The sequence below is a fragment of the Aquabacterium sp. genome (assembly GCF_004297345.1).
Taxonomy (GTDB): domain Bacteria; phylum Pseudomonadota; class Gammaproteobacteria; order Burkholderiales; family Burkholderiaceae_C; genus Aquabacterium.
In genome coordinates this window covers 1-10,183 of the sequence record NZ_SCTN01000196.1, presented here as the reverse complement: position 1 = coordinate 10,183, position 10,183 = coordinate 1, and the positions used below count along the sequence as shown (strand labels likewise).

The window sequence follows — 10,183 nt, the reverse complement described above, 5'->3', positions numbered from 1 at the left end:
TGCTGGCCAGGGTGTGGAGGCTTTGCAAGGCATCGGCTTCCCGATAGACCGCCTGCATGGCGCGATCATGGGCGCTCCAGGTGTCATTGGCCAGAAAGGCCAGGGTCAGGCCGAACAGCACGCCGATGATGTTGATGAACGGCGGCGCCACGCCGTGCAAGGTGCGCGCCCAGTCTGCCCAGCGAGAGTGCTGGATCACCCACTGAATGAGGGCGACGGCAGCGAAGGTACCCACGATGGCCACCAGCGCGTAGCCGTATTGATCATAGGTGTGCCAGTTGTGGGGAATCATGAAGCCGTTCGGAGTGAACCTGCCAGCAGTGTAGACCTGGGCGGTGTCACTGTCTGTCCTGCCTGTCGCCTGGGCGCACGCTCATCCAGTGTGCGATGCGTTCTTGCAGCAGATGGGGGGCAATCGGCTTGCTGACATGGTCTGTCATGCCGGCGGCCAGGCATTCGCGCCGGTCTTCCTCGAAGGCATTGGCTGTCATCGCCAGGATGGGCGTGAAGGCGTAGCCGGAGAGCTGCCGGATCAGCTGTGTGGCCTCCAGGCCGTTCATCAAGGGCATCTGAACGTCCATGAGGATGAGGTCGTACTGATGGCGGCTGGCCTTGAGCACGGCTTCTTCGCCATTGAGTGCCACGTCGAATTCGATGCCCGAGCCGGCCATGCCTTCAATGGTCACCAGGCGGTTGATGGCGTTGTCTTCGGCCAGGAGTACACGCAGGCCCTTGAGTTGATCGGGGTGTACGGGCTGCCTGGCTTGTGCGCGGGTCTGTGGATCACCAGGGCTGCGCCGGGCGGGAGCGAACGGCAACTCGACCCAGAAGGTGCTGCCTTGCCCCGGCTGGCTGCGCACCCCGATGCGCCCGCCCATCAACTCGGCCAGACGCTTGCTGATGGCCAGGCCCAGGCCGGTGCCGCCATAGCGTCTGGTCAGGGAGCGATCGACTTGCTCGAAGGCCTTGAAGAGATCGTCCAGTTTGTCCGGGGCGATGCCGATGCCGGTGTCCTCCAGGGACAGGCGCAGCCAGGTTGGGTCACCGCTGGTTTGCTGTGTTGAGGAGATCAGCTTGACGGACAGGGCGACCCTGCCTCGCTCAGTGAATTTGACGGCATTGCTCGCGAAGTTCAGCAAGATCTGCTGCAGGCGCATGTCGTCGCCATGCAGGTATTTGGGCAAGGTGGGGTCCAGGTCCTGGACCAGATCGACCCTGGCTTGCGAGGCACGCACTCTGACCATGTCAAAGACGTGGGCCAGCACGTCGCGCAGATCGAAGTCGCGTTCAGCCAGGGTCAACCTGCCGGCTTCGATCTTGGAGATGTCCAGGATGTCGTTGATGATCTGCAGCAGGTGGGCCGATGCGGCATCGGCCTGCTCCAGCCGTTGGGCCTGGATGGGCTCGGTGACGTCCCGCTTGAGCAAGGCCAGCAAGCCGATGATGGCGTTCATCGGTGTGCGGATCTCGTGGCTCATATTGGCCAGGAAGGTGCTTTTGGCCTGGTTGGCCGTCACGGCATCGTTGCGGGCCAGCTCCAGCTCGTGCGTGCGCTGGCCAACCAGTTGTTCCAGCTCTTCGCGATATTGCTGAAGTTCACGCTGGGTCTGCAGCTTGTCGGTCACGTCCAGCAAGGAGGCGATCACCAACTGTGTCTGGCCATTGGCGCGGTAGCAGGCCACGGAGACGGTCAGGTCGATGATGCGGCCGTCCTTGCATATCGCCCGCTGGTCCATCTGGTAGTGGTCGACGTCGCCGTTCAGCAAGCGCTGGTAACTGAGCAAGGCTGCAGCCCGGTCTTCAGGATGGACCAGGTGCTCCCATTTCATGTCGCACAACTCGTGCTCGCGGTAGCCCAACATCTCGCAGTAGCGGCGGTTGTAGCGCACCCAGCGCTTGTCCGGCGTCGTGATGTTGATGCCGATGTTGCCCAGGTCGAACTGGGAGCGGAACATGAACTCGCTCTCTTTGAGGGCCGTCAGGGCCTGGTCGCGGCTGCGGCGGGCCTTGGTGGCGCTCAGGCCGTAGCCCAGCGTATCGACCATGCGCGTCAGCAACTCGATTTCGTCGGTCTGGAAGGCGTCGGGCTCTGCCGCGTAGAGCGAGAGCACGCCGGTCTTGTCGTCGTCGAGCTTGAAAGGCAGGCCCGCTGACGATTGAAAGCCGTGGCGCAAGGCCGCCTCTCGCCATGGCGCCATGGCCGGGTTGCTCAGGAAGTTCTGGTTGCACACAGGGTGCATGGTGCGGACGGCGATGCCACAGGGGCCATGCCCCCGTTCATCATCGGCCCAGGAAAAGCTCAGGCCGTTGAGGTAGTCGGCCGCGCCACCGGCACAGGCAATCGGGTGGATGCTGCGGGCATCGTCGTATCGGGCCTCGCCCACCCAGGCCATCGGGTAGCCTGCCTCCTTGACCGCCAGTTCGCACACCTGATGCAGCAGATCGTCTTCCGTTTCCGCGTGGATCAGCATGCGGCTGGCTTCTGCCAGCAAGCGCGATGCACGGTTGATCTTCTTGAGTTCCTGCTGCGTCTGGCGCATGGCGGTGACGTCGCGCGACACGCCGGCCACCGCATAGATGCGGCCATGCGCGTCGAACAGCGGGGTCTTGACCGATTGCACGAGCACCTGGCGCCCGTCGCTGGCATAGGTGATGAGGGATTCCGAGGTGCAGGACTGCCCGCTGGCTATGGCCGTCAGATCACTTTTGCGGAAGTAGTCCGCTTGCATCTGCCCGACAAAATCATGGTCGCGTTTGCCGATGATGTCGGCCTCCCTGGCGCCAAAGAATTTCTCGAATTCCGGGTTGCAGGCGAGGTAGACGCCGTCAAGGTCCTTGACCCAGACAAGGTCAGGTATGGCGGTCATCAGCGCCGACAGATCTACGCGTTCATGTCGCTTCTCGCGCTTTTCGCTCAAGGCGTCCACCTGGGTGTCATGCTGCCTCCCTGACCTGACGGCCGTCAACGCGGGGGGATGCAGCCGCCAGAAGGCATCAGGCACCGCATCGGGATACACAGGATAGCGAAAGGGTCATTCCAGCGGAATAGCTCCCAGCGTCAATTCAGCTGCCGTTGGGGGAAATATGCAACAGCCCGCCTTGGCTTTCATGGTGCCAGGGGCAGGTCAAACCAGAATTCGCTGCCTTGATCAGCCTGGCTGCGTACCTGCAACTGGCCGCCCATCAGCTCCAGCAACTGTTTGCAGATGACCAGGCCGATGCCTGCCCCTGGCTTGTCACTGTGGTGGCGGCCCAGCCGGTTGAAGGGTTCGAACAGGTGGGTGATCTGTTCTGGCGGGATGCCCAGGCCGGTGTCCTGTACGGTGAAACGCAGGCAGTTGCCGTGGCTGTGCAGGTTCAATGTGACCACGCCTCCTGGCCGGTTGTACTTGATGGCATTGCTCAGCAGGTTGAGCAGCACCTGCTTGAGCCGGGTACGGTCAGCCAGCACGTGGCGGTCAGGGCTGGTGTTGGACACAGTCAGGTGTACGCCGGCGCGCATCGATTCGGTCGCCATCATGCTTTGGCACTCGTCGATCAGATCATCAGCGTGGATGCGTGTGATCTCCATGCGCAACTGCCCTGATTCGATGCGAGAGAAGTCCAGCACGTCGCTGATCATGCTCAGCAGGTGTTGCCCGGAGCTTTCGATCAGCGCGATCATGTGGCGTTGGCGCTCCGTGAGGGCCTCTTCGTGGTCCAGTTGCAGGACTTGAGTGAAGCCCAGCACGGCGTTGAGCGGCGTGCGCAACTCGTGGCTCATGCGGGAAAGAAAGGCGGTCTTGGCGCGGTTGGCGGCTTCGGCGGCCAGTTTGGCTTCCCGCTCCTGCTCCCGCTCGCGCAGGCGTGCGCTCAGTTCGGCAAAGCCGTGTTCCAGCATGACAAATTCTTCGGGCGTGTGCTGGATGTCCACCATGCCGGGTGCCTGGCCGCTGGCCATGGCTTGCATGCGTTTGAGCAACTCGTTGGCCGGCGCCATCACGCGAGTGACCGCCAGGCGCCAGGCCACCCATAGCGCAGAGGCAAACAGCAGCATGCTGGCTATCAGCAGCGTGAACAAAGAGCGCTTGAGTTCAGCGGTCAGCTGCGTTTGCGGGATACCGACGGCCACGCTCCAGTCCGATACGCTGGAGCGGCTGAAAGCCGTGATCACGGGAATGCCCTCCAGCGTGATCGTTTCCAGCACGCCCTCCGACGATTGCCTGGACATGCGGATCAAGTCCGGTACGGCGGGCTTGCCGACGAAGCGGTCCATCTCGTGCGTGCGCGCCACGATGTTGCCCTTGCTGTCCAGCACGGCGCTGATCCAGTTATGCGGCAGGTTCTGTGACATGAGCACTTTGGCGATGCGTTCTGGAAAGATGCCGGCATTGAGGCTGTACAGGGTGTGCCCGTCGCGTTTGACCGGTACACCGAGCGCCAGAATGGGCTTGCCGGTGACCGGGCCAGTGAAAACATCGGTCAGAACGGGTTCGCCGGTTTTGAAAATGCGTTGCAACTGCGGTGGCCCGCCCACGGCAGGCAAGGCCGCGCCCCAAGGCTTGAGCGTGTTGAGCATCTGATGCCCGGTCTCGTTGATCAGCACGTAGTTGGATATCGCCTGATAGGGCAAGGCATCTTGAGCCTGCAAGTAAAACGTGGCGAGGTCATCGTGGTGCAGCGAGTTGGATGACGCGAGCACGCGCAGGGCCGCCGTGGTGCCGGCGAGATCGCGGTCGAGACTGGCTGTGCCTGCCCGCGCAATGGCGATGGCACGTTGAATCGCCTGAGCCTTGTGCTGCTGGTAATCGGAGACGATGAACCAGGCGCTCAACAACATGCCGGGCAACATGCTGGCCGCCACCAGCCAGACCAGACTGGTTCTGATGCGCCAGCGCGCCTTGCATGGGCGAGTTGGGTTGACTCCCGCCGAATCAGCTTGCATAGGGGTGTGACTGGCACGCCAGGTGAGCTGTTCAGGCATGGCGAAGGCAGGGTGCGAGGTGTCAGGCACCTTGCCTCGGTGCTGCAGAGGCAAGGCGAATGGGGACAGCAACCATAACGACGTACAGCCAATCCAGTAGACCAGAGCCAGATTGGGAGAGCCTGAAAAACCTCTGATTTTTGTGGTTATGTGTGCGGGATGTGACGCGCCTGTTCGCCCACAAATGACGAGAAGGCGGTGAGCAAAGGCTCATATCTGTCCGGTGCTTGTTCCAGTTGGGCCAAGGCGAGGCAACTGGCCTCCAGTGTGGACAGTTGATCAGGCCGGTGTGCCTTGCGAATCAGATAGCGAGATGGGCTGTCCGGATGCAGCGACAGCCTGGGCAGGCTTTGTAGCGCCGGGTTCTGGTGCAACATCTTCAAGCTCTTGCGCCAGGTGCCATCCAGCACGACCAGCCTGATCTGCGATGGGCAGACACCGTTCAGATCAGCAGCGGGTGCGGGCAGCTCGGCGTGATCCGGGTAGAGCATCACGGTGTGCCGGGTGGGAGATGCGCCGCCTATGAGCCAGGTGCTCAGTGCATCGGGATCGAAGACCTCACCCACATGCAACTCGGCGCGTTGCAGGCTGAGTTCAAGCAGTTTCGCGCTGCCTTTGGCCTGCTTCACTTCCAGCGGGTGCTGCAGGATCACCACGCTGACTTCATTGGCCGTGGGGGTGGCCCAGGCGCAGATGCAGGTGCTCAAGGGGCGATCACACCTTGGGCACAGGGCACGCCGAGGCGTGTTCGCGGCTGACGGGTCGAACACGCCTGGCACTCAGGCACCGATGGCCGACACGATGGCCAGCAGCAACTGCCAGGTGCGCGCCACCGAGGCCACTTCGACCTGCTCGCCCGGGGCGTGGGCGCCGCGGATCGTGGGGCCGAAGCTAACGATGTCCATGCCCGGATACTTGGCCGCGATGATGCCGCACTCCAGACCGGCGTGGATCACCTGCACGCTGGAGGCGCTGTTGAACTCGCGTTGGTAGACCTGCTGACACAGCTTGAGCAGCGTGGAGTCGGGGTTGGGCGTCCAGCCGGGATAAGCGCCGGATTGTTCCGCCGTGGTGCCCGACAGTGCCCACAGGCTCACGATCTCGTCTGCCAGGGCCTGGCTGCCGCTGTCGCGCAGCGAGCGGACCATGAAGTTGCAACTGCCGCTTTGTGGGGTCAGCTCGATCATGCCCAGGTTGTTCGAGGTCTCGACCACGCCTGGCACGCGTTGGCTCATGCGGCGCACGCCATGAGGGGCGGCATGCAGGCTTCGCAACCAGGTGGTTTGCTCGGTCTGGTCCATCACATGGCTGGTCTGCTCGACCGGCGCGGGTTCAGCCTGGAGCTTGATGCCGGGCTCCACACCTTCCAGTTCCTGTGCCAGCAGGGCTTGCCAGCGCGCCAGCGCTTCGTTCAGCCGTGCGGCCTGAGCAGCGGGCAGGGTGATGAGGGCAAAGGCTTCGCGCGGCAGCGCGTTGCGCGCGGTGCCGCCCTGCAGTTGAGCCAACCGCAGCGGCATGGCCGTGCTCAAGTCGATCAGCACCCGTACCAGCAGCTTGATGGCATTGCCGCGTTCTTCGTGGATGTTCACGCCAGAATGCCCGCCGCGCAGGCCGGTGAGGCTGATGCGCCAGGCTTCATGGCCAGCGGGCACCGGCTGTGCCATGCCAGGGCGTTGCACGTTCACATCCATGCCGCCGGCACAGCCCAGGTAGAACTCGCCCCACTCTTCGGTGTCCAGGTTGAGCATCAGCCTGCCTTGCAACAAGCCGGGCTGCAGGCCTTGTGCGCCGCCCATGCCGGCTTCTTCGTCCACCGTGAACAAGGCTTCCAGCGGCCCGTGTGAAGTCGCTTTGTCTGCCAGCAAGGCCAGGATCATGGCCACGCCCATGCCGTTGTCGGCACCCAGCGTGGTGCCTTCGGCCTTCACCCAGCCGTCTGCCAGCACAGGGCGGATCGGGTCGCGGCTGAAATCATGCGCGCTGTCGCTGTTTTTCTGGCAGACCATGTCCAGATGCCCTTGCAGCACCAGGCCCGGTGTGCTTTCTCGGCCCGGCGTGGCTGGCTTGCGGATGATGAGGTTGCCGGCCTGGTCCACCACGGTGGCCAACCCAGTTTGCTCGGCCCATTGGCGCAGGTGGTCTCGCAGGGCATCTTCCTGCTTGGACTGGCGCGGGATACGGCACAGCGTGCCGAAGTGAGCCCAGACATCGTTGGGCGCCAACTGATCCAGCGCGGCGGGGGCGGAAGCGTTCGTGGTCATTTCAGTGGGTGGGATGGAGGGGATGGTGATGAGATCGAGGGGACAAGCAACCCGGGGATGCTAAGTCAAGGCGAAACAGAGACAATACCGCCCCATGACACGCCCTGCTCCCGAACTGCTCCTGCCCGCCGGCTCGCTCGACAAGATGCGCGCCGCCTACGATTTTGGCGCCGATGCCGTCTATGCCGGCCAGCCGCGCTACTCCCTGCGCGCCCGCAACAACGACTTCAAGCTGGAGCAACTGCAGCAAGGCATCACAGAGGCCCAGCAGCGGGGCAAGAAGTTTTACGTCACCAGCAACCTGCTGGCCCACAACGACAAGGTCCGCACCTACCTGCGCGACATCGAACCCGTCATCGCGATGAAGCCCGATGGCATCATCATGGCCGACCCTGGCTTGATCATGATGGTGCGCGAGAAGTGGCCCGAAGTGGCGGTGCACCTGTCCGTGCAGGCCAACACGACCAATTTCGCCACCGTCAAGTTCTGGGAAAAGATCGGCGTCAAGCGCATCATCCTGTCGCGCGAGCTGAGCCTGGACGAGATCGAGAAGATCCGCCAGGAATGCCCGGACATGGAGCTGGAAGTCTTCGTGCACGGCGCGCTGTGCATCGCCTACTCGGGCCGCTGCCTGCTGTCGGGCTACTTCAACCGCCGCGACCCCAACCAGGGCACCTGCACCAATGCCTGCCGCTGGGATTACAAGACCCACACAGGTTCGGAGATGTCGGACACGGGCGAGGTCATCCCCATCAAGCTGGAGGGTGATTTCAACTTCGGCAAGGAGCAGGAAGAAGCCAACAAGGCCTTCTCGTCCTGTGGCGATGGCCAGCGTCACCCGGCGGCCGATCAGGTCTATCTGCTGGAAGAATCCGAGCGCCCTGGTGAGCTGATGCCCGTGATGGAAGACGAGCACGGCACCTACATCATGAACTCCAAGGACCTGCGCGCCGTGGAGCACGTGGCCCGTCTGGCTGCCATCGGCGTGGATTCGCTGAAAGTGGAAGGCCGCACCAAGTCGCTGTACTACGTGGCGCGCGTGGCCCAGGTTTATCGCCAGGCCATCAACGATGCCGTGGCCGGCAAGCCCTTCAACCCGGATCTGCTGTTGCAGCTCGAAGGCATGGCCAACCGTGGCTACACCAGCGGCTTCCTGGAGCGCCGCCCCGCGCAGGATTACCAGAACTACATCACGGGCCACTCCGAATTCCAGCGCAGCAAGTTCGTGGCCGAAGTGCGTGGCATCGAAGACGGCTGGGCCGAGGTCGAGGTCAAGAACAAGTTTGCCGTGGGCGACACCATCGAGGTCATCCACCCGGCCGGCAACCAGATCGTGAAACTGGCGGCCATGCGCAATATGGACGGCGAGGCCATCGAGGTGGCACCAGGCAGCCCGCTGCATGTGCGCATTCCCCTGGGCGAGCAATACAAAGGCGCCTTGATCGCCCGCATGCTGGGTTGATCCGGGGCGGGGGCGTGCTGCCTCCATCGAGCGGATGAAAGTGTGCCGAAGCTCACGGCGGGGTGCGGCGCTGGCGTTCAGTTCGGGCGCCGGTAGACGATGATGACGGTTCACCTTCGTGTCGTTGCCCATCGCCCTGCATGACTGATACCGCCACAGCCACACCCACAGCGACCGCCGCGCCGGCCAAAGACAGCCAAGCCAAGCTGAGCGCCTTTGCCACTTCCGTCATCGAGGTACTGGATCAGCTCCGCAAGAGCGGGCCGATGCAGAACATCGTCTTTCCGCCCTACCCGGAACTGCTGGCGCGCCTGCAGACGGCACTGGCCGAGACGGAGCCTGATCTCAACGAGGTGTCGCGGATTGCCTCCAGCGATGTGGGCATGTCCCTGGCGCTGCTGAAGGCAGCCAACAGCCCTCTGTATGCCGCCGGCCAGCCGGTGCAGACCATCGGCCAGGCCCTGAACCGCCTGGGCCTGGACCAGACTGCCGCCGTGATGACTGGCTTTCTGGCGCAACGGGCCATCAAGGTCAACAGCCCGCATCTGGCCCGTTTCTGGGAACGTGCCGGCAAGCGTGCTACCGCCCTGGCTTATCTGGCGCAGAAGCTGCCCGGCATGTCGCCTGACATTGCCTATACCTATGGCCTGTTCTGCCACGTGGGCATGGCTGTGATGGTGCAAAGCTGCAAGGGCTACACGGGCACCCTGGTCGAAGCCATGGCCCGCAAGGATCGCTCTTTCGTGGCCACCGAAAACGCGAATCACAAGACCGATCATGCCGTGGTCGGCGCCCTGGTGGCGCGTGCCTGGCGCATGCACCCCCTGGTGATCGCCTCGATCCGCCTGCACCACGACCTGGGCAGCCTGGGCGAAAGCCGCATCGACAGCGACATCCACAACCTGCTGGCCGCTGGCCTCATTGCCGATCACCTGATGCGCGAGCACGAAGGCCTGGAGCCCGACGCCGACTGGAAGACCTATTGCGAAGCGGCGCTGGCGTGGCTGCAGATCACGGCTGATGAGTTGGCTGGCTGGCAGGTCGAGCTGGGTGATTTCCTGGACCAGGCGTGACCCCCTAAGCTGAAGGCCGCGTCAGGCTTGGGCACATCCTGGGCAGCGCCTAAACTTGCAGGTTAGCTGAATTGCCCAGAAAGCCTGCCCGTGAACCGATCCTGCCCACACCAGGCGGTGGCATGGGCCGTTGCCCTGTTGTGTGCCTCCATGGCCGCAGCGGCGCTCGCCCAGACTGCGCCATTGCGTTCCGTTTCCGAGCCTGAGAGCGATGCCGATCGTTTGCCTGCCGTGCAGATCACTGGCACGGCATTGCGCCGCATCGACGCCGAAACGGCCTTGCCTGTGATCGTGATCCGGCGCGCCGAGATCGACCGCTCCGGCGCCCGCACCACCACCGAGTTGCTGCAGCAATTACCTGCCATGCAAGGTGTGGTGCCCACCAGTTCGGTGGTGGGCAATGACACCCGTGGCTACGCCAGCG

Annotated in this window: 6 protein-coding genes and 2 pseudogenes; 3 read left to right on the top strand and 5 right to left on the bottom strand. The window is 63.4% G+C overall.

What is annotated here, in order from left to right; genetic code table 11:
• The 5 genes and pseudogenes from EPO09_RS06895 to EPO09_RS06875 all read right to left on the bottom strand — a co-directional run.
• Positions 1-292 (bottom strand): annotated as a pseudogene (locus EPO09_RS06895) (hypothetical protein); the annotation flags it as partial.
• A 46-nt stretch (positions 293-338) separates the two neighbouring features.
• Positions 339-2,918: a PAS domain S-box protein gene (locus tag EPO09_RS06890; protein WP_290641511.1), complete on the bottom strand. Its 2,580-nt coding sequence runs from the start codon at positions 2,916-2,918 to the stop codon at positions 339-341.
• Positions 2,919-3,106: 188 nt separating this feature from the next.
• Positions 3,107-4,924, bottom strand: a complete 1,818-nt coding sequence (locus EPO09_RS06885; protein WP_290641509.1) for a hybrid sensor histidine kinase/response regulator — start codon at positions 4,922-4,924, stop codon at positions 3,107-3,109.
• Positions 4,925-5,109: 185 nt separating this feature from the next.
• Positions 5,110-5,733 (bottom strand): tRNA-uridine aminocarboxypropyltransferase, encoded by a 624-nt coding sequence (locus EPO09_RS06880; protein ID WP_290641507.1) that lies wholly within the window; start codon positions 5,731-5,733, stop codon positions 5,110-5,112.
• Positions 5,734-5,742: 9 nt separating this feature from the next.
• Positions 5,743-7,224 carry an aminoacyl-histidine dipeptidase gene (locus EPO09_RS06875; protein ID WP_290641505.1) on the bottom strand — a complete coding sequence of 494 codons (1,482 nt, stop codon included), beginning with the start codon at positions 7,222-7,224 and terminating at the stop codon, positions 5,743-5,745.
• Positions 7,225-7,318: 94 nt separating this feature from the next.
• Between EPO09_RS06875 and yegQ the strand changes: the two genes are divergently transcribed.
• The 3 genes and pseudogenes from yegQ to EPO09_RS06860 form a co-directional block, all read left to right on the top strand.
• Positions 7,319-8,686 (top strand): tRNA 5-hydroxyuridine modification protein YegQ, encoded by a 1,368-nt coding sequence (yegQ, locus tag EPO09_RS06870; RefSeq protein ID WP_290641503.1) that lies wholly within the window; start codon positions 7,319-7,321, stop codon positions 8,684-8,686.
• Between the two features lie 140 nt (positions 8,687-8,826).
• A complete protein-coding gene (locus EPO09_RS06865; protein WP_290641502.1) occupies positions 8,827-9,759 on the top strand; it encodes an HDOD domain-containing protein in 933 nt (310 codons plus the stop codon).
• Between the two features lie 90 nt (positions 9,760-9,849).
• A pseudogene (locus EPO09_RS06860) lies at positions 9,850-10,183 on the top strand (hypothetical protein); the annotation flags it as partial.

What these genes read in the sequence shown, in the direction of transcription:
- EPO09_RS06885 (WP_290641509.1), bottom strand. Translation starts at nt 4,924, where the DNA reads ATGCAAGCTGATTCGGCGGGAGTCAACCCAACTCGCCCATGCAAGGCG.
- EPO09_RS06875 (WP_290641505.1), bottom strand. Translation starts at nt 7,224, where the DNA reads ATGACCACGAACGCTTCCGCCCCCGCCGCGCTGGATCAGTTGGCGCCC.
- yegQ (WP_290641503.1), top strand. Translation starts at nt 7,319, where the DNA reads ATGACACGCCCTGCTCCCGAACTGCTCCTGCCCGCCGGCTCGCTCGAC.
- EPO09_RS06865 (WP_290641502.1), top strand. Translation starts at nt 8,827, where the DNA reads ATGACTGATACCGCCACAGCCACACCCACAGCGACCGCCGCGCCGGCC.